This window comes from Photobacterium sp. GB-56 (assembly GCF_003026105.1).
Taxonomy (GTDB): Bacteria; Pseudomonadota; Gammaproteobacteria; order Enterobacterales; family Vibrionaceae; genus Photobacterium.
On the sequence record NZ_PYNW01000017.1, the window covers coordinates 1 to 20,727 of the forward strand.

Genomic DNA, 20,727 nt, shown 5'->3' on the forward strand with positions numbered 1-20,727 from the left:
CGAACCTTCGAAGGCAGTGCCGGCAGATTTACAATCTGCTCCCTTTGGCCACTCGGGAACCCCACCACGGGGTATTGCTATATTTGGCTTTCGCCAGAAAAGACGTCAGTGGCGACAACTTTTCAAAATAGATGGTGGTGGGGGAAGGATTCGAACCTTCGAAGGCAGTGCCGGCAGATTTACAATCTGCTCCCTTTGGCCACTCGGGAACCCCACCACGGGGTGTTGCTATATTTGGCTTTCGCCAGAAAAGACGTCAGTGGCGACAGCTTTTCAAATTAGATGGTGGTGGGGGAAGGATTCGAACCTTCGAAGGCAGTGCCGGCAGATTTACAATCTGCTCCCTTTGGCCACTCGGGAACCCCACCACAAGTGCGGGGCGGATAATAGCAAACATTCGGATCCTGTAAAGACTTTTCTTTTAAATACTGAGTGTTTGCCTGAATTTTCATCAGATTACCAATTGTTGCTTATATTTACATTTCTTGACGTTGCTAAACCGTAGATTCAGATATGATTGCGGCAGGATTATTTATGGTGTGTTGATAATGAAAAAAATGGCCGTAGCAATATTAGTAACTGCAGTGTTATCTGGTGGTTACTTCTACTTTCAGGGAACCTCTCATGCTGCGCAAGAAAAGAAGGATGCGCGATCAAGCCGTGTTGTGAGTGTCACGACGGGAACGGTCTCTTCTATGCCTATCGCTCAATCACTTTCTTTAACTGGAAAGTTGCAAGCTGAGCACTCTGTAAATATTGCAGCAGAAACATCTGCACAGATTAAAAACATCGAGGTTAAACCAAATCAACGTGTTCAAAAAGGCACGCTATTAATTCAACTTAATGATGACAAAGCAAAAGCGGCTTTTGATGAAGCTCTAGCCTATTTCAATGACGAGCAACGTAAATTAAACGAATTTAAACGCTTAGTGAAACGTGGAGCTATCACTCAAACAGAAATTGATGCGCAGACGACCAGTGTCAATATCGCTCAAGCTCGTTTAAAAGCGGCGCGTGCTGAGCTTAATGATTATATGATCCGTGCGCCTTTTAATGGCACAGTTGGACTCTTTGATTTCAGCCAAGGTCATCGTGTTGCTGAAGGCGTGGAACTGTTGACGTTTGACGATCTTTCGACAATGCGATTAGACATTCCTGTTCCTGAACAATATCTCTCACACCTTATACCGGGAATGAAAGTTATCGCAACAAGCCAAGCATGGCCTGATCGTGTGTTTAATGGTGAAGTACAAGCGATTGATTCACGTGTTCAAACCGATTCTTTAAATATCAAAGTTCGAGTGGTATTTGATAACAAAGATAATTCACTTAAGCCTGGCATGCTGTTAGCGGCAGATATAGGTTTTGTCCCACAACCTAAAGCGGTAATTCCAGTTCAAGCGATTGAATACTCAGGAACTAAACGCTTTATCTACCTTGTTGACGATAAACAAAAAGTCCATCGAACTGAAGTGGAGCTTGGTGCCCGTATTGATAATACCGTGGTCGTTAATAAGGGGGTAGAGATTGGCGATCGTATTGTTGTTCAAGGATTAGTGAATATGCGAGATGGAATAAAAGTTTCGGATATAACAGCAACAAAGAATGATTCACAGCATGGAGCAAGTAGTTAATGTGGTTATCAGACATTTCGGTTAAACGCCCTGTTGTTGCCATTGTTTTAAGCTTATTGCTGTGTGTGTTTGGTGTGGTGTCTTTCTCTAAATTAGCCATAAGAGAAATGCCTGATGTAGAAAGCCCTGTTGTTACCGTGATGACTACATATGACGGCACATCAGCGACGGTAATGGAAAGCCAAGTTACTACTCCGATCGAAGATGAGTTGTCAGGTATTAGTGGCATTGACAACATCACCTCGATAACACGAAATGGCATGTCACGTATTTCGATTGAATTTTCGATGGATTGGGACCTTACCGAAGGTGTCAGTGATGTGCGTGATGCGGTTGCCCGTGCTCAACGACGTCTACCGGATGATGCGAGCGATCCTATTGTGTCGAAAGACAATGGTTCAGGTGAGCCTGCCGTTTATATCAATTTATCCTCATCAGAGATGGATCGTACGCAGTTAACGGATTACGCCCAGCGAGTATTGGAAGATCGTTTCAGCTTAATTAATGGGGTGAGTTCAGTCAGTTTAAGTGGTGGCCTGTATAAGGTGATGTACATAAAACTGAAACCTGAATTAATGGCAGGTCGCGGTGTTACCACCAAAGATATTATTGACGCGTTACGTGATGAAAACGTTGAATTACCTGGTGGTGAAGTACGTAATGACCAAACCGTGATGGCTGTGCGAACGGCCCGTTTATATCGCACGGCTAATGATTTTAAATACCTGACAGTTAGAACCACAGAAAATGGTACGCCGATTTACTTAAAAGATGTGGCTGATGTTGCGATTGGTGCAGAAAACGAAAATTCAACCTTTAAAAGCAACGGAGTCGTTAACTTAAGTTTGGGTATTGTCACTATGTCTGATGCTAACCCATTAGAAGTGGCAAAAGATGTTCGCGCAGAAGTCGCGCGAATGCAGAAGTTCTTACCTGAAGGGACAAGTTTAACGGTTGATTATGATGCGACGGTATTTATAGATCGCTCAATCAGTGAAGTGTACAGCACATTATTAGTCACGGGTGCTTTGGTTATTTTGGTGCTTTATGTCTTTATTGGACAAGCTCGCGCAACCTTAATTCCAGCGGTAACGGTGCCAGTATCGTTAATTTCAGCGTTTATTACCGCGTATTTCTTTGGCTTTTCAATCAACTTGCTGACCTTAATGGCATTAATTCTTGCTATTGGGTTGGTGGTCGATGATGCCATTGTGGTGGTTGAGAATATTTTCCATCACATGCAGCGCGGTGAATCACCATTGCTTGCCGCTTTTAAAGGTACCCGTGAAGTGGGGTTTGCGGTGATTGCGACCACAGCGGTACTGGTGATGGTGTTCTTACCGATTTCCTTTATGGAAGGCATGGTAGGGCGCTTATTTACTGAGTTCTCAGTATTGCTTGCGATGGCGGTCATCTTCTCTTCATTAATTGCGTTAACTTTAACGCCTGTAATGGGGAGTAAAATCTTAAAAGCCAATGTAAAACCAACTCGCTTTAACCTATGGGTGAATCGTCAGTTTGATAAGCTTGAAAATGTCTACCGCAAAGGTGTTACGTTTGCGGTTAAAAAACGCTTTATCGCACCGATTGTTGTATTAGCGTGTATTGGCGCAAGTGCCGCGTTGATGAAGGTGATCCCTGCTCAATTAGCGCCACAAGAAGATCGCGGTGTATTGTTTGCCTTTGTGAAAGGTGCAGAAGGTACCAGTTATAACCGTATGATCGGCAATATGGATGAAGTTGAAAGCCGTTTGCTGCCAATGTTGGGCAAAGGCGTATTGAAATCTGTCAGTATTCAATCACCCGCGTTTGGTGGTCGAGCAGGAGATCAAACAGGCTTTGTGATCATGCAGTTAGAAGATTGGCAAGATCGCAGTGTGTCGGCACAACAAGCATTAGGCATGGTGAGTAAAGCACTAACGGGGATTCCTGATGTACGTGTTATTCCAATTATGCCAGGCTTTCGCGGTGGTTCTTCTGAGCCAGTTCAATTTGTGCTCGGTGGCTCTGATTATCAAGAGTTGTTTAAGTGGGCTTCGGAGCTAAAACACATTGCAGAAGACAGTCCAATGATGGAAGGGGTTGATTTAGATTATGCAGAAACGACGCCTGAGTTAATGGTTAATATTGATCGTCAGCGTGCGGCGGATTTAGGTATTCCGGTTTCAGATATTGCAGAAACACTGGAAGTGATGTTGGGCGGACGTAGTGAAACTACTTTTGTTGAGCGTGGTGAAGAATACGATGTTTACCTGCGTGGTGACGAGAATCGTTTTAATAGCTCTGCTGATCTTAGTCAGATTTATTTACGTGCGAAAAATGGTCAACTTGTCACGCTTGATACCGTTGCTTCGATTGATGAAGTCGCTTCAGCGCAGAAGCTTAGCCATAACCAGAAACAGAAATCGATCACGTTAACGGCGAATTTGTCTGAAGGTTACACCTTAGGGGAAGCGTTGGATTTCTTGGATCAACAAGCGATAGAGAAGTTGCCATCGGATATAACTATTAACTATGCGGGAGAGTCGAAAGACTTTAGAGACAATCAAAGCAGTATTGCCATTGTCTTTGGTTTAGCTTTGCTAGTGGCTTACTTAGTTCTTGCTGCGCAGTTTGAAAGCTTTGTAAACCCGCTGGTGGTGATGTTGACAGTTCCTATGGGGATCTTCGGTGGCTTAGCTGGGTTATGGTTAATGGGGCAAGGGCTCAATATCTACAGTCAAATTGGTATGATCATGCTTATTGGTATGGTAACTAAAAACGGTATTCTGATTGTAGAATTTGCTAACCAATTGCGTGATAAAGGTGTTGAGTTTGAACAAGCGATCATTGATGCGTCAGTACGTCGTCTGCGTCCAATATTGATGACTGCATTTACGACTTTATTTGGCGCAATTCCGCTGATTATCTCGACGGGAGCGGGGGCTGAAAGCCGTATCTCTGTGGGGACAGTGGTGTTCTTCGGTATGGCGTTCGCGACCTTAGTGACCTTGTTTGTTATTCCTGCAATGTACCGTTTAATGGCTGGAAAGACGAAATCACCGGGTTATGTCGAAAGCTTGTTAGAAAAAGAGCTGCAACATGATTACACAGGGCGTATTAGCCATGGTGATTTACCTAAATAGATGATCTATTTATAGAGAATGCTATTAAAGAGTTAGCTTAATAAGAGGCGATAAGGATAAACCTTGTCGCCTTTTTATTTACCTTTTTATCGGCGCAAGCTTACGGCGACTACCTCTTTAGTGAGCAATCAGTTAAACTTCTGCATAGATAACTATCGAGTAATTAAACTGCATGTTTGCAGTTTTTACCCTGATCGTCCTAAAGCCCTTTATAGAAGAAAACCATGTCACAGAATCCAACTGAACAGCAGAGCCCAAAAGGGGTTCGTCTTAATAAATTCATTAGTGATACAGGCTATTGCTCACGCCGTGAGGCGGACAAGCTGATTGATCAGGGACGCGTCACTATCAATGGTCAAAAACCAGAGATGGGCGTACGAGTAATGGATAACGATGATGTGCTTATTGATGATAAGCCACTTCGTAGCAAAGAGCGTCCAATTTATATCGCGCTAAATAAGCCAACTGGGATCACCTGTACCACCGAACGTCATATCGAAGGTAACATCGTTGATTTTATTGGTCACCGCAAGCGTATTTTCCCTATTGGTCGTTTAGATAAGCCATCAGATGGCTTGATCTTCTTAACGAATGATGGCGACATCGTTAATAAAATCCTACGTGCGGGTAACTCTCACGAAAAAGAATATGTAGTCCGTGTTGATAAAGTGATCACGCCAGAATTCTTAGAGAAAATGGCATCAGGTGTTGAGATCTTAGATACGGTAACCCTACCTTGTAAGGTAACGAAAGAAACGAATTTCTCTTTCCGTATTGTGCTAACTCAAGGTTTGAACCGTCAGATCCGTCGTATGTGTGAAGCGCTTGGTTATGAAGTCTATAAGCTTCGCCGAGTACGCATTATGAACATCACGATTGATGGATTACCTAATGGTAAGTGGCGTTACTTAACTGATGATGAAATCGGTGAAATTAACCGCTTAATTGCACAATCATCAGGTACTGAAGAAGCATCAAAAGTTGATGCTGAAGGTCGTAAAATTGCTAAAGCCACTGATGCGAAACTTTACGATCACCGCCAGCAAGAAGCGCGTAATGAAAAGCGTGCTCAAGAAAAAGCGTTTAAAACCTACAGTGGTACGGGGGAATTTACTCGTCGTCCTGGTGGTCAGCGTCAAAATCGCCGCAATGAAGAAGGTGGTGAAGCGCGCCAACAGCGTGGTCAGGGACGTAATGATAATCGTCGTCCAGCGCGTCCTTCAGATCGTGATTCAAAACCAAGTTTTGGTGGTAAAAGTACTGGCATCAAAAAGTGGAAATCTAAAAGAGAAGATTAATTCACTTAAATAGATAAATAATGCCCTTTAGTTTTCTATACGTTCTCTAGACAGAGTAGATAGTTTAAAGGGCGTTTTTATTTGTAGTCGTTACTCGCGATGATATTGATAAGGAAAGAGCATGAAAATTGTTGCTGTAACAGCTTGTCCTACGGGGATCGCCCATACTTACATGGCAGCAGATGCGCTAAATAAAATGGCTCATAAAATGGGAATTCAGATCCACGTTGAAACCCAAGGTGCGATGGGGATTGAAGATCAGTTAACACTGCAAGATATAGCTAAAGCAGATTTAACCTTGATTGCTTCAGATATTGAAGTAGAGCAGCGTAGCCGATTCACAGGCAGTAAAATCCATTGTGTTACTATTGAAGAGGTCTTGGTTGATCCAGAAGCTGTGCTAAAACGTTGCCAGCAATTAATTACCCAATAGCAGAGCATTACGATGTTGGAAAGGCGCCTTACGTTCTATTGTGGTCATAGTGGATTACCCCTTTATCAGTTAGACAAATTGAAAAAGCTCGCCAGCTATTTTACTGCCGATGTGCAGGTGTTTAACTTGCAATTGTTACGATCTGAATCGGTAACCAAGCCTCTGCGCGTTTCAACGCTTGCAAGTAAGCCTTATCAATTGTGTCAGCTCGTTATTACAGGCGTGGATGCTGAATTAGCCCTATTGGTGCTGACTGATATTATTCACGAATATGCTTGTCCGTTATTGTTGCCATCGAGCGATAGTAAGGGAAATGCTATTTTAAAACAGCGTATGACAATGCTGGATTTTCCTCTGTCTTTTATCACGCCAAAACAGATTCAAGCCGATAATAAAGCACAATTATTAGCAACGATGACGCGCTCGCTGGTGGATGAAAAAGTGATTAAAGTCGATGATTATCAAGAGGTGTTAGCTGCGATAGAAAAACGTGAGAGTATTTCTGCTACTGTAATGGGCAATAGTATTGCGATGCCCCATGTGATGATAGAACCTATTACTCAGCCTGCGATGGTGATTTCTTGTTGTCAGCAAATGAATTGGCACAGCGCACGAGGAGATGTAAGCAAGGTATTGATGATGGTATTACCTAAGCCCTTATCGCGTTCTGTACTCATGGCTTTTTCTCGGTTTTCAAAGCGACTACTACAAGATCGTTATGCAGATGCTTTACGCCAAGCTTCTGATAGTAATGTTATACAAGCGCTGATCATTGAGGCGATGCTAGCGTCTGATTAAAGGCTACGATATTCAGTTGGTGTACGGCCTGTTTTGTTTTTAAATACCCGACAGAAGTAATTCATATCTTGAAACCCGCATCGGGTTGCTACTTCCGCTAAACGAAAATTGTATTTCCTGAGCATAAATTTTGCGCGTTCTAACCGTACCCAGCAGATGTAATCTGCTAATCGCATATGTCCCTGTTGTCTGAATAAGCGCGAGAGGTGATTGGGGGTAATGTTAAAACGATGAGCAATAGATTCTCGGCTGATCGCGCGGTGAAAATTCTCTTGAATATAAATACAAATCCCTTGATAAAGATCTTCACAACGATTTTTTTTCACTCTATCTGGGGTATTGAGCATAGAGCGGCTATAGCTGAGGAGCGCTAACAATAGGTATTCATCCATTGGTTTTTTCGTTGGCTCTTTTGCCAGCATATTCAATGCCGATAAAATAGGATCAATAGCATGTCCTGTCGCGGCTTGGATTGAGTGTTTTTGCACATCAAAAAAGTGAGGATTGTCTTTGCTTTTGCTGACTAAACTGAAACCAATTTGTCTTTTACCAAACAGTAGGCTCAATACCGAGCATTCCGTATCCCAATTGGGTTTATTCCAACAGTTCGGTGGAATATACAGAGCATCACCCAGCATTAAGTTAATATCTCGAATGCCATACTCACCGTCTTCTAATTGATTCACATATTCGCCTTTAAGCACGAGTTCAAGACGAGGGAAATTCACTTGGTAACTAAATTGTGGCGGTGTGGTGTGATCATTAGCAAACCAAATATGGTTAAAGCTTTCTCGTTCTTCGAGAATAGAATCAATAAGATTAAGAAATACGGTATCCATAATTTGCGTTAAGTCGCCCAATGTTGTGAGGAATTGTGAGTTAGCAATAAATATTTATGGCTATTTTTGTTATAGTACAGAGCAATATTTCGTAAAACATAACTCACTTAATGGATTATATCGAATAAGGGCTTATGGTGATCTGATTGATGTACCACTTTTTGACTTATGTAACATTTAGCATTGCTTAAATGGCATTCCTCTTAGTTCTTTTCAGATTTGCTAAGTGGAATACGATTTTATCTTCATCGATGCACAACGATAATAAATTTAGGAATGAATATGGCTGGAATTCACCGTCCTGTGTTTTTTAAAATGAATAACGTGATTCAAGATTATGCATGGGGAAGTAAAACCTCGATTGAATCTTTGTTTGGTATCGCAAACCCTGAAGCGAAACCACAAGCAGAATTATGGATGGGCGCTCATGCGAATGGCTGCTCTGAAATTGAAATGCAGGGAAAAGCGGTAAAGCTGTCTGACTTTATTGCAACGGATCCGGATGCGATCATTGGTGTGCAAACCCAGCAACAATTTGGTGAGCTGCCGTATTTATTTAAAGTGTTAGCGGCAGAAAAAGCACTGTCTATTCAGGTTCACCCAAATAAGCAGCAAGCAGAAGTCGGCTTTGCGAAAGAAGAGCAAATGGGCATTGCGCGTAATGCGGCGAACCGTAATTACAAAGATCCAAACCACAAGCCAGAGTTAGTCTTTGCGTTAACGCCGTACCAAGCGATGAATGGTTTCCGCCAAATTGAAGATATTGCTGCGCAGTTCAATGCACTTGAAATTACGACTATTAGTGAGCTAGTCGCTGCATTTAATGTAAATCAAACGGAAGCGGGCTTACGTGATTTCTTTGCGGCAATGTTATCGCTAGAAGGTGAGCAAAAAGCTTCAGCGGTAAACGCATTATTGGCTTACAGTGAAGCACATAAAGATCAGCCATTGTTTGCTTTATTATCAGAGTTAGCTGAGCAATATCCTGGTGATATCGGTTTATTTGCACCGTTAATGTTAAATGTATTAACCCTTCAACCGGGTGAGGCGATGTTTTTGAGTGCCTGTACGCCACATGCCTACATTAAAGGTACGGGTTTAGAGATCATGGCGAACTCCGATAATGTATTGCGCGCTGGTTTAACGCCAAAATACATGGATGTACCTGAGCTAGTTGCAAACACCTATTTTACGCCAATGGCGTTTGATTCATTGCTATTAGCCCCAACACAAGCAGAAAATGGTTTACATTACGCTATCCCTGTTCCTGATTTTAAGTTCAGTGTTTACAAGCAAGTAGACAATATTCGTCTTACGGTGAATAGTGCTGAAATCGTTTTTGCTATTGATGCACCTGTAACATTGACTCATAGTAATGGTGATAGTGTTGAAATAGAGAAAGGTCAGTCAGTGTTTATTCCGGCTTATACTGAGCAGTATCAAGTCACTTGTGTTGGTACTTTTGCCCGCGCCTACAACTAAGCAGATCTAACGTCCTAGCACTTATTTAAAGCGACAGAATATTCTGTCGCTTTTTTTGTTTTTGATAGTGTGAAGTCTTTCACTAAAAGTAGGCTGAGATGGAATGTTGGATGTGTGTTATTTCTAGTTAATAAAAATTTATCGCTATAGTTTTTTGTATATATTTAAACTTTAATTTAACCTTAATTGATTGATAAAAAAAGATTTTAATCTTTACCCTATCAGTTTATTGATGTTTGAGTAAAATGTGTGATAGTTCACATCCTTGTTCTAAGGTTACATTTATCCAGTTAAAGCCTTTTCTATGCTCTATTTTGAAGCAGCCAAACACTAGACAATATTCCCATACTCAAATCCATCAAGCGTAGTGTGATGGGCGATAAAAATAATTCTTGGGGATAGAACATGATCACTTCCTTGATCAACGAAAGCTTAATTAACCTTAATCTTAAGGCGAAAACCAAAGATGACGTGTTTAATGAAATGGCTGAAATATTGGCAGCGCAAGGGCGCGTGGCTGATAAAACGCAATTCATTGCTGATGTAAAAGCACGTGAAGAATTAGGCAATACAGGATTTGAAGAAGGGATCGCTATCCCTCATGCGAAAAGTGCAGCCGTTGCACAGCCTGCGGTAGCGATTGGTGTTAGCCGTGCCGGTATTGAATACGGCGCAGAAGACGGCAAACCATCACAACTGTTTTTCATGATCGCATCACCTGATAACGGCGATAACCATCATATTGAAGTCTTAGCTGAACTTTCATCAAAGTTGATTGAAGATGGTTTTGTTGAGAAGTTCTTAGCCGCTAAGACTGAAAAAGAAGCCTTAGCCTTATTGCTTGAAGAAAAAGAGCAAGTCGTTACGCAAGCTCAAACGAAAGGTTTGATCATTGGTGTGACTGGCTGTCCTGCTGGAATTGCTCATACTTACCTTGCCGCTGAAGCATTAGAAAAAGCCGGTACTGAGCTTGGGTATGAAGTAAAAGTAGAAACTAATGGCTCAATTGGTGTCAAAAACTCCCCAACAGCTGAAGAAATTGCTCGTGCAGAAGCGATAGTGGTTAGCTGTGATAAGCAAGTCGATATGGCTCGCTTTGCTGGTAAAAAACTGATTAAAACTGGCGTAAAAGCGCCAATTAAAGATGCAAAAGGTCTTATTCAACAAGCATTAGTAGCGAAAGCTTATGAAGCTGATGGTGATGACACCTCTGATTCTAGCGAAAGCAAAGTCGCGCAAACCCGTTCGAACTTATATCGTTATTTGATGAACGGTGTATCGCACATGATCCCGTTTGTAGTTACCGGTGGTTTGTTAATCGCATTATCACTGGCCATTGGTGGTCAACCCACAGATGCCGGTATGCAGATCCCTGCGGGTAGTTTATGGCAAAAAGTGCTCGATGTTGGTGTTGTTGCGTTTACTTTAATGATCCCAATTCTTGCGGGTTACATTGCTTTTGCGATTGGTGATCGTCCTGCGTTAGCACCGGGTTTTATCGGTGGTTGGATTGCTAATAACGGTTCATTTTATGACGCAAGTGCGGGTACTGGCTTTATTGGTGCCATTGTTGCGGGCTTGCTGGTGGGTTACTTCGTTCGCTGGGTTGCAACACGTAATTACCATAAGATGGTGCAGCCATTAGTGCCGATTCTTATTGCGCCAATTACGGGTACCTTGTTTATCGCTAGCTTATTTATCTTCGTTATTGGTGCGCCAATCGCTGGATTAATGGATAGCATGAACAGCATGCTTACTGAAATGAGCACAGGTAACGTAGTATTACTCGGTATTGTACTGGGTGGTATGGCTGGCTTTGATATGGGCGGTCCCTTTAACAAAGTCGCGTTCTTGTTCTCTGTTGGTATGATTGCAAACGGTCATACACAGTTCATGGGTGCAATGGCATGTGCTATTCCAGTCGCTCCTTTAGGCATGGGCTTAGCAACAGTACTTGGTCGTAAGTTAAATATCTTTGAGCAATCAGAAGTTGAAGCCGGTAAAGCGGCAGGTGCAATGGGCTTAGTAGGTATCTCTGAAGGTGCAATTCCATTTGCAGCGCAAGATCCGCTGTCGGTGATTCCAGCAAACGTGTTAGGTAGTATGGTTGCTGCAGTGATGGCGTTCTCTTTCGGTATTACCAACAGCGTAGCACACGGTGGTCCAGTTGTTGCTCTACTGGGTGCGATGAACAAACCGGTTCTTGCCCTATTATGTATGGCATCAGGTATGGTCGTTACTGCTCTTGTTGCGGTAACACTTAAGAAAGTACGTAAAGCTAAGGCTGAACGAGCATTAGCGACAGCTTAACCTCTAATTTAAAGAGTTAAATAAAAGCGATAGGTGAAAGCCTGTCGCTTTTTTTGTTTTGGAAAGATGGCACTGGCGGCAATTTGTACACTTGTTCTTGCAATCTATCGGACAACTTTGCACTATGTCTGTATTAGTAAAAATTAAAAATGCATGTAAGCATAGAGATATCACAGAGGAAGTAATGGCAGGAAATACGATTGGACAACTATTTCGCGTCACCACATTTGGCGAAAGCCATGGCTTGGCGCTGGGCTGTATTATAGATGGCTGCCCACCGGGACTCGCATTAACTGAAGCTGATATGCAGCATGACTTGGATCGCCGTCGTCCGGGAACATCAAAATATACCACGCAACGTCGCGAACCGGATGAAGTGAAAATTCTATCTGGCGTATTTGAAGGTGTAACAACGGGCACATCTATCGGTCTCTTGATTGAAAATACCGATCAACGCTCTAAAGATTACTCGAATATTCAAGACTTATTCCGTCCAGGACATGCTGATTACACTTACCATCAAAAATACGGGGTACGAGATTATCGTGGCGGTGGTCGCTCATCTGCTCGTGAAACGGCAATGCGTGTTGCTGCAGGTGCTGTGGCAAAGAAATACCTAAAGCAAGTACATGGCATTGAAGTACGCGCTTACCTATCACAAATGGGTGACGTAAAAATAGATAAAGTAGATTGGGAGCAAATCGAGCAAAACGCCTTTTTCTGCCCTGATATCGATAAAGTTGAAGCTTACGATGAATTGATCCGTAAGCTGAAAAAAGAAGGCGACTCCATAGGTGCGAAAATTACCGTGGTTGCGCAAAATGTCCCTGTTGGTTTAGGTGAACCCGTTTTTGATCGCTTGGATGCCGATATTGCGCACTCTTTAATGAGTATTAATGCGGTAAAAGGTGTGGAAATTGGTGATGGCTTTGATGTGGTTGAACAACGTGGAAGCGAACACCGTGATGCGATGACACCGGAAGGTTTTAAAACTAATCATGCTGGTGGCATTTTAGGGGGTATTTCATCTGGTCAAGATGTTGTGGCACATATTGCGCTTAAGCCAACATCAAGTATTACGGTTCCGGGTGAAACCATTACTAAGCAGGGTGAATCAGCGGAAGTTGTGACGAAAGGTCGCCACGATCCATGTGTTGGCATTCGTGCGGTACCTATTGCTGAAGCCATGTTAGCGATTACTTTAATGGATCATCTATTACGTCATCGTGGTCAAAACGCAGATGTTGCTACCGATACACCGAAGATTTAACCAAATAAACTAATTGATATATAAAAGCCACGCCTTGATGTATTCAGCGTGGCTTTGCTTTATCCAATAATACGTTGAGCTTTAGTGGAAGGTTTCTTCTTTAAACTCAAACACAGGTAAGCTCCAGCTAAAATAGACAGCAGCCATGCGTAGACTAAAACCTGTAATTAAAGTAATGAGTGTGGTGATATCAGGATGGATACCTATATATGACATGGCGTAATACATAATACCTGCAATAAATGCGACCGATGCATAAAGCTCTTTATGTAGCACCATAGGTTTACGGCGAGTGATCATATCACGTAGCAGACCACCAAATACGCCTGTCACTACCGCCGCAACAACACAAATAATTGGAGAAAGCCCCATTGTCATTGCAACTTGGCATCCAATAATACTAAAAACGATTAAGCCGATAGCATCGAGCAAGATAAACACTTTATGAAAACGAACTACCCAACGGGCAAAATAGGTAGTTAAAATCCCTGCAACGCACGTGATCACTAAATATTGTGGGTGAGCTACCCAACCTAGTGGATAGTGACCGAGTAAAATATCTCGTACCGTGCCGCCACCAATTGCAGTAGCACTTGCAACCAGCATTACCCCAAACCAATCCATGTGGCGTTTACCTGCTGCTAATGCACCGGTCATTGCTTCTGCAGTAATGCCAATAATATATAAAATTGAAAGCAGCATGATATTCATCGTCCAAAAAGAAATTGAACTGATTGTATTTGTGATAGTCATCTACTTCTAATGAAAAGAAAATGGTTATGCATGAATTTAATTCATCCTAAATTAATAGCTGAGTATTTAAGTTTGTTATGCTTTGAGTGGCGTATTCTTATTTTTATTAGAATAGTTGACTGAAAAGTAAGCAAAAATTGTCATATCTTTATAAAATGACAATAACATGACGTTTGTCATAGTCTGTCACCTTAAGAATATTCGCACTTAGATTCACTGCATTGTATAATCGATAAGTTATGTATTTTAGAAGTTACCATTAGTATGAGACATGATTACAACGACTTAATCGTTATTTTCAATGGGTTATTTTTAGACAGTCTCAATACAGAGTTACTTCTAGGCGGTGAAGAGCCAATTTATCTGCCTGCTTCTAGTGAGCGACAGCATAATCAGATAATTTTTGCTCGTGGCTATTTTGCCTCGGCAATGCATGAGTTAGCACACTGGTGTATCGCAGGTGCTGAACGACGCAAATTAGAGGATTATGGTTATTGGTATGAACCTGATGGACGCTCTGAAGCTGTTCAAGCAGCATTCGAGAAAGTAGAGATTAAACCACAGGCCATAGAGTGGATTTTATCAGCAAGTTGCGGATTTAAATTCCAAGTAAGCTGTGACAACTTGAGTGGTGACTGTGAGCCTGATAGGGTAGCGTTCACGTTAAAAGTACGTGAACAAGTGCTAATCTATTTAGAGTGCGGAGTTCCAGAACGAGCAAAAATGCTATCTGATGCATTTCGAGTTTTTTATGGTATTAAACAGTTAACAGAACAGGATTTCATATAACACGTTCGATATAGTGAAATGTGTTGTGTATAGGATAGGAAATGACAATTCAAGAATATGAAGAGAGGCTATTGCAGCTTATCGACGATGGGATAGACACTGCAACAGACGATGAGCTGTTTGCTGGTGGTTATTTGCGTGGGCATATTTCATTAGCGGCTGCTGATTGTGAATTAGAAAATGAATCACAACTATCAGCAATGCAGGAAAAAGTAGGGCAAAGCATTGCTGATGCAAAAAGTGAGCTTTCTCCATCAGATTATGTTCTTGTGTGCCAAATGTGGCAAAAAGTTTCGGCTTAGTTTTTAGTTAAATTTTAAAATTTGTAACTAGCTTTGTGGGTTTATAGCGTAGCCTAAGGGCGGTAGCGTGTGTGAATTATGATGAATAATCAAAAAAATACTATTAGAGAAGAAAATGAAGGGTTTGACTTGATAACTCTTCTAAAATTATTATTAAAAAATAAGGGAGTGATAATCACTAGTTCTCTTATATTTTTAATTATAGGTGTTTCATATTCCCTTCTTGCTCAACAGTGGTGGTCATCTTCTGCTCAAATTACAAAAGTTGAATATAGTGACCTTAGAAGTGTCAGGAAAAGTTTAGCGAGTCTAAACATCATTTTAGATGGCAATCAAAAGAAAATATTCAATAATATAATATCAGAAAAAGATTTACTTAAAGATTTTGTTCTAGATTATAACTCTGAATCGAATAAAGAGTATTTTATAAGATCTAGTGATCTGTTTGAAAAAAACTTATCAGATAAAGATATAGGATTATGGGCTAAAAGAATAAAAATAGAAGTAAATAAGAATAATGACCAGATATATAATTTAACAGTTCAATCTAAATCTAAAGTTTCAAGTTATAAAATACTAAGTGAATATATTTCATTTATTAGTAAAAAAGTAAAAGATAATACGTATAATAATATTGAGTCATTAGTTAATCTACAATTAAGTGAAGTAGAACAAAGTATTATCAAAAGTAATGAAGAGGCTTTGATTCGTTTAAACAACGATAAGAAAATAAACGAATTCAGTATAAAAATAGCTGAAGCTGCTGGTGTTAAAAAACCATTATCTAATTTTGACCAAGATCAAGGTGTTTTTTCAATTGCACTAGGTACTGATGCACTTAAAGAAAAAATGGAAGTGTTAAATAGCATTAAAGCTGAAACGATTAAAACGCCTAAAGAAGCGAACTTAATGTCAGAAAAAATACTATTATCAAATATCAAAATTGAAAAATTTTCTAATGTTGTTAGGTTTGTTAATAATATTAAGAGTAATGATAATAGAGATAAACCTTTGAGAACTATAATCTGCTTGTTTTCTCTTATATTTGGCCTTTGTTTTGGTATTGTTATCGCTCTTACAAAAGAACTATTTATTGATAATGAGAAATAATATGAAAGTTGTTATAACATATGGTACATTTGATTTATTTCATGTTGGGCACGTACGATTATTAAAAAGATTGAGCTCTCTTGGTGATAAATTAGTTGTTGGTTTATCAAGTGATGAGTTTAATAGCAAAAAAGGAAAAAAATCATTTTTTTCTTATTCTGAAAGAGAAGAAATTTTAAATAGTTGTAGATATGTTGATCTTGTATTTCCTGAGGATAATTGGGATCAAAAAAAAGATGATATTTTAAAATATCAAGCTAATATATTTGCAATGGGTGATGATTGGAAAGGTAAATTTGATACCTTAAAGGATTATTGTGATGTTATTTATCTGCCTAGAACTGAAGATATTTCCACTACTGAAATTAAGAAGACACTTTCATCTGTAAATGAAAACGAGCTAGATAATATAGAAAAACAATTACATTCAGTTATCAGTATTGTTAAAAGCTTATCTCAAAGTAAATAATTGTATGAAAAAAATTAAACAGTTCCTTATTAATTTGCCAAATGAATCTAAATTAGCTGAATTTACTCTCAATATATTGAATAAATTTAGAAAAGAAAAAATAGTCGAAAATAGAGCCTTTGATGCAAAAAATGTTTTTGATTTAATTAGTTTATTATCAGTTAAGGTTTACCCATTTTTTGGAACACTTTTAAGTATTTATCGAGATGATGCAATAATATTTGCTGATGATTATGATTTTGCTACAACAGATAAATATATATTCACAAAAGAGTTCATTGAAGAAGTTGAATCATATGGAGCAAAACTTATAGCATTCTCTGTCGTTGGAGATGAACTAGTTGAAATATCATTTAAATTAAATGGTACTAAGATTGATTTCTTTTATTTAAAAAAGGATGATAAATACACATATCATTACTGTCCTAATTTTAGAAAAGAAAGAGCTAGAAAAGAATTCTCAAATTTAGAAATTAATAATTTTAAAACAAGTTTCATTGTTAAATATTGTAATTATGATCTAGTTTACAATGATAAATGGAAAATATACTGCCCAGTTGATCCTGTGAAAATTTTTGAAAAGCATTATGGAGATGATTGGAATATACCAAAAACAAGTAACTTTATTGATTATAATAACTATCAATTTGTTGAAGTTCCTAGCTTTACTGCCATTGGCAATGAAAAGCATCTAAAAGATAAGTTACAAAAATATGTCTAATATCATAAAAAAGATTAATTTTATTGATATAAGGGTTTTAAAAAACTTTAGTCATCTAGCTATTGCTAATATATTTATAATGATTATACCTTTTATTTACTACCCATACCTTATAAGGGTGCTTGGTAGTGAGGTATATGGTAATATTATATATGTACAAGCAATATACTTTTTTTTATCAATTGTAATCCAATTTGGTTTTTCTGTATCAGCGACTAAAGATGTTTCAGTTAACCGTGATGATAATGAATATATATCAAATATATTTATATCTATATTTATAATTAAAGCTATATTACTGATTATAGGGTTAGTTGTTGTTGCTTTCTTTATCAATTATTTTAATATTCAAGGTGTCGAGTTAGATTTACATTTAACATCATTACTTTATGTATTTGGTGATTTATTTTTAGTAAATTGGATTTATCAAGGGTTCGAGAAGATGCAGTATGTATCCCTAGGAACTATTGCTTATAAACTGGTATTTCTTATTTCTATTTTCTTTTTCATCAAGTCATCTGAAGATATAATTAATTATTCATTTCTATTTTCATTATCATATGTACTTGGTAATCTTTTCTTATTTATCTTTGCTATATATTTATTTAAGCTAAAGTTAATAAAGCCTAATTATCAACTATGCAAAAGTTTATTTAAAGATTCATGGCAATTTTTTTTAGCAAGAATGTCGGCAGTTTTTGTTGAAAGATTTAACTTATTTATTTTGGGGTATACTGGTAATAAAGAGGAAGTTGCGTACTATGATCTTGCTATAAAATTAGTAGGAATATTCCAGTTACCATTCAATTTATTTAATCAAGCTTACTACCCAAATGCATCTAGAAATAAAGATTCAAGGCAAGTTTACAAGATTATAAAGATATTATCTATAGTTGCTTTCTTCGGTATAATTATATCTTATGTTATAGCTCCATGGTTCATTAATATTTATGCGGGAAAATCAATGGAAGCATCGGTTTTAATCTACTATATATTAATGTTTACCGTCCTAATCAATGTGCCTTCACATTTTATTGGTAATTGCTTACTTGTTGTTAATAATTATAGTAAAGAATTTAAAAGTTCAATAACAAGGTGTACATTGTTATATATTCCTCTTGTTATGATTGGTTATTATTGTAATGTTTTGGATTCCTATCTTCTTGCTACATTATATTTAATTTATGTTTTAGGTATATCTATTTATCGCTGTTTATTTTGGTTACAGGTTAAGGATAGATGATTATAGAATGTAAAATAGCATTATTAGTTTTTTTAATGTTAATTTGTCTTATTTATTCTCCCGTTAGTTTACTTTTGTTAATAATAGTATTATCTATATTTCTAAAGGGAAGTGAAAAATATATAGGTGTTTTAATAGGGCTATTTTTGGGCTTGATATCAATGACAATCGAGTTTAACAACTATTATCCCGATGTAGTAAGGTATTACTCTCAGTATAATAATGATATCAACGATGCACTATACAAAATGAAATTTTATAGATACATTGTGTTTTCAATAATTAATTATTTTAATTTTAATGCAAATGTATATTCATTTATATCAATATGTACTATTGTTATTATCCAGTTTAAAACAGCATTAAATTATCTAGAGGTATGTAATAAAAATATAGATAGTATTAAAAATAAGCTATTACTAATAGTTGTTTGTATTTCATCTTTACCACTTACAATGTACCTATCATTTGAAAATGTATTAGCATTTTCTGTTGTATCATATGGTATATCTGTACATATTAAGAAGAAATATTTAGTATCATATACTATTTTTATCATGGCCTGTTTTATCCATGTTGCAGCTATTTTACCTGTTGCATTTATTTATATTGCTCAATTTGCAACAAAAGGTAAATGGAAAAAATATGTCTCAATTATTTCTTATGTTCTTTGTTTAATGTTTTTATTATATGTGATGAATCATAAAGTAATTACAGGTATAACGGATATAGATCAAATATTTGATAAGGTATTTCGTTATAATTCAAACGCTTGGGCTCATCTAACAAGAACAGAAAAATTATATAATTTACCTTATGTTTTCCTAATGTTTACGTTATTTTCTTTAGCAATTAGGAGTGTCAAAGATAAAAATGTAGTTATAGTAAAATACTTTTTTTCATTTTATATTATTTTCATTTTATTTTTTATTACAAATAGGATGGTTATTGTTAGATATGGTTTATTAATGCCAATCTTCTTTTCACCACTTTTAATGTTATATCTATGCTCTGTAAAAGATAGTCTTATTAATAAGACTGTTATTTTTACCTTTTTTATAGTTTGCTTTTTATCTATACCGAATGTATATATTATGAAAAAAATAGGAAATGAGCTTACATTCAATAAAAAAAGTCCGTTTTTTAATACACTACTTGATATATATAATTACAATACATCAATACCAAATTTATCTGAGTTAGAAAAAAATAAAATGTCAACTTTAAAAGAACGATCATAATATGTTTAAACTATCTATAATATTAGCAGCATACAATGTAGAGCAATATATTGACGAAGCTATTGAGTCATATCTTGACCAAGAAAAAGATTGGAGTCAATTAATTATAGTTAACGATGGTAGTACTGACTCAACAAAGTGTAAAATTGAAAAATATATAACCGCTAAAAATAATATAGTAATCCTAAATAAAATTAATGGTGGCTTAAGCTCAGCTAGAAATTATGGTATTGAATATGCTTTAGATAATAGTGAATATATCTCTTTTTTTGATGGTGATGATATTTTAACTAATGATTATTTATCTTCTTTTTTTTCCTCAGTTTCCAAAAGTGACGCTGATATTATTGAATTTAATTTACAACGATTTAATAATTTAGGTTTACAGTCAAAAGTCAAAGTATGTTGTGTTTCTCAGGAAGAACAGATTACAGAAAATATATTTTCTACAATTGTTAGTAATTATAAATGGCATTCGTGTGCTCGATTTTATAAATCTAAATTGTTTTATAACTTACGTTTTTCTTTGGGGAGAAGATATGAAGATATGTTGTTAACACCACATTTATATTTACAATCAAAAAAAATATTTGGCTTAAATAAAGAATTATATTTATATCGAACAAACGAAAATAGTATAACCAAAACAGCTAAGTTAAGTGATATTGATGATGTTAGTTATGGGTACAATATATTAAAAGATAAAATTGAGACGTCTAAATTAAGACGAATATTATACCTTCGAGTCATCAAACACTATTTCTCTATATTATTAAATATACCTAAAAGGGGAGAGGTGAAGTTAGCTCAGGAAAAAATTGCTGTATCATTAAACTTAAATATAATTTTTCTTCGTTGTATTTATTTTATTTACGAAGTGGTTTTTAAATTAAAAAAATTCAAAGGATAA

The 20,727-nt window shown here is 37.5% G+C and carries 18 protein-coding genes and 2 tRNA genes; 16 read left to right on the forward strand and 4 right to left on the reverse strand.

Annotated elements, in window-relative coordinates:
* Window positions 1-132: 132 nt before the first annotated feature.
* Both C9J42_RS17875 and C9J42_RS17880 read right to left on the reverse strand, forming a co-directional pair.
* Window positions 133-217 (reverse strand) — tRNA-Tyr (locus tag C9J42_RS17875).
* A 66-nt stretch (window positions 218-283) separates the two neighbouring features.
* Window positions 284-368 (reverse strand) — tRNA-Tyr (locus tag C9J42_RS17880).
* A 180-nt stretch (window positions 369-548) separates the two neighbouring features.
* Here C9J42_RS17880 and C9J42_RS17885 point away from each other — a divergent pair.
* The 5 genes from C9J42_RS17885 to C9J42_RS17905 all read left to right on the forward strand — a co-directional run bounded on the left by C9J42_RS17885 (window position 549) and on the right by C9J42_RS17905 (window position 7,288).
* Entirely contained in the window at window positions 549-1,634 is a 1,086-nt protein-coding gene (locus C9J42_RS17885; protein ID WP_107287208.1) for an efflux RND transporter periplasmic adaptor subunit, read from the forward strand.
* Entirely contained in the window at window positions 1,634-4,759 is a 3,126-nt protein-coding gene (locus C9J42_RS17890; RefSeq protein WP_107245716.1) for a multidrug efflux RND transporter permease subunit, read from the forward strand. The genes C9J42_RS17885 and C9J42_RS17890 overlap by 1 nt, the downstream gene beginning before the upstream one ends.
* Window positions 4,760-4,983: 224 nt before the next feature.
* On the forward strand, window positions 4,984-6,057 hold the full coding sequence (rluF, locus tag C9J42_RS17895; RefSeq protein WP_107206024.1) for a 23S rRNA pseudouridine(2604) synthase RluF: 1,074 nt from the start codon (window positions 4,984-4,986) through the stop codon (window positions 6,055-6,057).
* Between the two features lie 121 nt (window positions 6,058-6,178).
* Window positions 6,179-6,490 carry a PTS fructose transporter subunit IIB gene (locus tag C9J42_RS17900; protein ID WP_107206025.1) on the forward strand — a complete coding sequence of 104 codons (312 nt, stop codon included), beginning with the start codon at window positions 6,179-6,181 and terminating at the stop codon, window positions 6,488-6,490.
* Between the two features lie 117 nt (window positions 6,491-6,607).
* Complete coding sequence (locus tag C9J42_RS17905) at window positions 6,608-7,288, forward strand: PTS sugar transporter subunit IIA (RefSeq protein ID WP_233217661.1); 681 nt, start codon at window positions 6,608-6,610, stop codon at window positions 7,286-7,288.
* On the opposite strand, the gene C9J42_RS17910 is transcribed toward C9J42_RS17905, so the two are convergent.
* Entirely contained in the window at window positions 7,285-8,127 is an 843-nt protein-coding gene (locus tag C9J42_RS17910) for a helix-turn-helix transcriptional regulator (RefSeq protein WP_107291051.1), read from the reverse strand. The two genes, C9J42_RS17905 and C9J42_RS17910, sit on opposite strands and share 4 nt — an antisense overlap.
* Window positions 8,128-8,409: 282 nt before the next feature.
* Between C9J42_RS17910 and manA the strand changes: the two genes are divergently transcribed.
* The 3 genes from manA (at window position 8,410) to aroC (ending at window position 13,189) form a co-directional block, all read left to right on the forward strand.
* Window positions 8,410-9,609: a mannose-6-phosphate isomerase, class I gene (gene manA, locus C9J42_RS17915; protein WP_107287206.1), complete on the forward strand. Its 1,200-nt coding sequence runs from the start codon at window positions 8,410-8,412 to the stop codon at window positions 9,607-9,609.
* Between the two features lie 405 nt (window positions 9,610-10,014).
* Window positions 10,015-11,919 carry a fructose-specific PTS transporter subunit EIIC gene (locus tag C9J42_RS17920; protein ID WP_107294180.1) on the forward strand — a complete coding sequence of 635 codons (1,905 nt, stop codon included), beginning with the start codon at window positions 10,015-10,017 and terminating at the stop codon, window positions 11,917-11,919.
* Between the two features lie 184 nt (window positions 11,920-12,103).
* The gene (gene aroC, locus C9J42_RS17925) at window positions 12,104-13,189 is read left to right on the forward strand and encodes a chorismate synthase (protein ID WP_107206030.1); all 1,086 of its coding nucleotides are present in this window, start codon (window positions 12,104-12,106) and stop codon (window positions 13,187-13,189) included.
* 81 nt (window positions 13,190-13,270) lie between these two features.
* On the opposite strand, the gene C9J42_RS17930 is transcribed toward aroC, so the two are convergent.
* Window positions 13,271-13,891 carry a trimeric intracellular cation channel family protein gene (locus C9J42_RS17930; protein ID WP_107206460.1) on the reverse strand — a complete coding sequence of 207 codons (621 nt, stop codon included), beginning with the start codon at window positions 13,889-13,891 and terminating at the stop codon, window positions 13,271-13,273.
* Between the two features lie 315 nt (window positions 13,892-14,206).
* Between C9J42_RS17930 and C9J42_RS17935 the strand changes: the two genes are divergently transcribed.
* From C9J42_RS17935 to C9J42_RS17970, 8 genes are all read left to right on the forward strand, one after another.
* On the forward strand, window positions 14,207-14,731 hold the full coding sequence (locus C9J42_RS17935) for an elongation factor P hydroxylase (RefSeq protein WP_107302217.1): 525 nt from the start codon (window positions 14,207-14,209) through the stop codon (window positions 14,729-14,731).
* A 41-nt stretch (window positions 14,732-14,772) separates the two neighbouring features.
* Window positions 14,773-15,033 carry a YfcL family protein gene (locus tag C9J42_RS17940; RefSeq protein ID WP_107287203.1) on the forward strand — a complete coding sequence of 87 codons (261 nt, stop codon included), beginning with the start codon at window positions 14,773-14,775 and terminating at the stop codon, window positions 15,031-15,033.
* A gap of 78 nt (window positions 15,034-15,111) precedes the next feature.
* Window positions 15,112-16,143: a Wzz/FepE/Etk N-terminal domain-containing protein gene (locus C9J42_RS17945; protein ID WP_107287202.1), complete on the forward strand. Its 1,032-nt coding sequence runs from the start codon at window positions 15,112-15,114 to the stop codon at window positions 16,141-16,143.
* 1 nt (window position 16,144) lies between these two features.
* Window positions 16,145-16,612: a glycerol-3-phosphate cytidylyltransferase gene (gene tagD / locus C9J42_RS17950; protein WP_107287201.1), complete on the forward strand. Its 468-nt coding sequence runs from the start codon at window positions 16,145-16,147 to the stop codon at window positions 16,610-16,612.
* Window positions 16,613-16,616: 4 nt separating this feature from the next.
* Window positions 16,617-17,333, forward strand: a complete 717-nt coding sequence (locus tag C9J42_RS17955; protein ID WP_107287200.1) for a hypothetical protein — start codon at window positions 16,617-16,619, stop codon at window positions 17,331-17,333.
* Window positions 17,326-18,576: an oligosaccharide flippase family protein gene (locus C9J42_RS17960; RefSeq protein WP_107287199.1), complete on the forward strand. Its 1,251-nt coding sequence runs from the start codon at window positions 17,326-17,328 to the stop codon at window positions 18,574-18,576. The genes C9J42_RS17955 and C9J42_RS17960 overlap by 8 nt, the downstream gene beginning before the upstream one ends.
* The gene (locus C9J42_RS17965) at window positions 18,573-19,817 is read left to right on the forward strand and encodes an EpsG family protein (protein WP_107302218.1); all 1,245 of its coding nucleotides are present in this window, start codon (window positions 18,573-18,575) and stop codon (window positions 19,815-19,817) included. Before C9J42_RS17960 ends, C9J42_RS17965 begins: the two co-directional genes overlap by 4 nt.
* Before the next feature lies 1 nt (window position 19,818).
* A complete protein-coding gene (locus C9J42_RS17970; protein ID WP_107287197.1) occupies window positions 19,819-20,727 on the forward strand; it encodes a glycosyltransferase family 2 protein in 909 nt (302 codons plus the stop codon).

Excerpts from the sequence above, each read along its gene's own strand:
- C9J42_RS17885 (WP_107287208.1), top strand. The coding sequence starts at position 549 with ATGAAAAAAATGGCCGTAGCAATATTAGTAACTGCAGTGTTATCTGGT.
- C9J42_RS17890 (WP_107245716.1), top strand. The coding sequence starts at position 1,634 with ATGTGGTTATCAGACATTTCGGTTAAACGCCCTGTTGTTGCCATTGTT.
- rluF (WP_107206024.1), top strand. The coding sequence starts at position 4,984 with ATGTCACAGAATCCAACTGAACAGCAGAGCCCAAAAGGGGTTCGTCTT.
- C9J42_RS17900 (WP_107206025.1), top strand. The coding sequence starts at position 6,179 with ATGAAAATTGTTGCTGTAACAGCTTGTCCTACGGGGATCGCCCATACT.
- C9J42_RS17910 (WP_107291051.1), bottom strand. The coding sequence starts at position 8,127 with ATGGATACCGTATTTCTTAATCTTATTGATTCTATTCTCGAAGAACGA.
- manA (WP_107287206.1), top strand. The coding sequence starts at position 8,410 with ATGGCTGGAATTCACCGTCCTGTGTTTTTTAAAATGAATAACGTGATT.
- C9J42_RS17920 (WP_107294180.1), top strand. The coding sequence starts at position 10,015 with ATGATCACTTCCTTGATCAACGAAAGCTTAATTAACCTTAATCTTAAG.
- aroC (WP_107206030.1), top strand. The coding sequence starts at position 12,104 with ATGGCAGGAAATACGATTGGACAACTATTTCGCGTCACCACATTTGGC.
- C9J42_RS17930 (WP_107206460.1), bottom strand. The coding sequence starts at position 13,891 with ATGCTGCTTTCAATTTTATATATTATTGGCATTACTGCAGAAGCAATG.
- C9J42_RS17935 (WP_107302217.1), top strand. The coding sequence starts at position 14,207 with ATGAGACATGATTACAACGACTTAATCGTTATTTTCAATGGGTTATTT.
- C9J42_RS17940 (WP_107287203.1), top strand. The coding sequence starts at position 14,773 with ATGACAATTCAAGAATATGAAGAGAGGCTATTGCAGCTTATCGACGAT.
- C9J42_RS17945 (WP_107287202.1), top strand. The coding sequence starts at position 15,112 with ATGATGAATAATCAAAAAAATACTATTAGAGAAGAAAATGAAGGGTTT.
- tagD (WP_107287201.1), top strand. The coding sequence starts at position 16,145 with ATGAAAGTTGTTATAACATATGGTACATTTGATTTATTTCATGTTGGG.
- C9J42_RS17955 (WP_107287200.1), top strand. The coding sequence starts at position 16,617 with ATGAAAAAAATTAAACAGTTCCTTATTAATTTGCCAAATGAATCTAAA.
- C9J42_RS17960 (WP_107287199.1), top strand. The coding sequence starts at position 17,326 with ATGTCTAATATCATAAAAAAGATTAATTTTATTGATATAAGGGTTTTA.
- C9J42_RS17965 (WP_107302218.1), top strand. The coding sequence starts at position 18,573 with ATGATTATAGAATGTAAAATAGCATTATTAGTTTTTTTAATGTTAATT.
- C9J42_RS17970 (WP_107287197.1), top strand. The coding sequence starts at position 19,819 with ATGTTTAAACTATCTATAATATTAGCAGCATACAATGTAGAGCAATAT.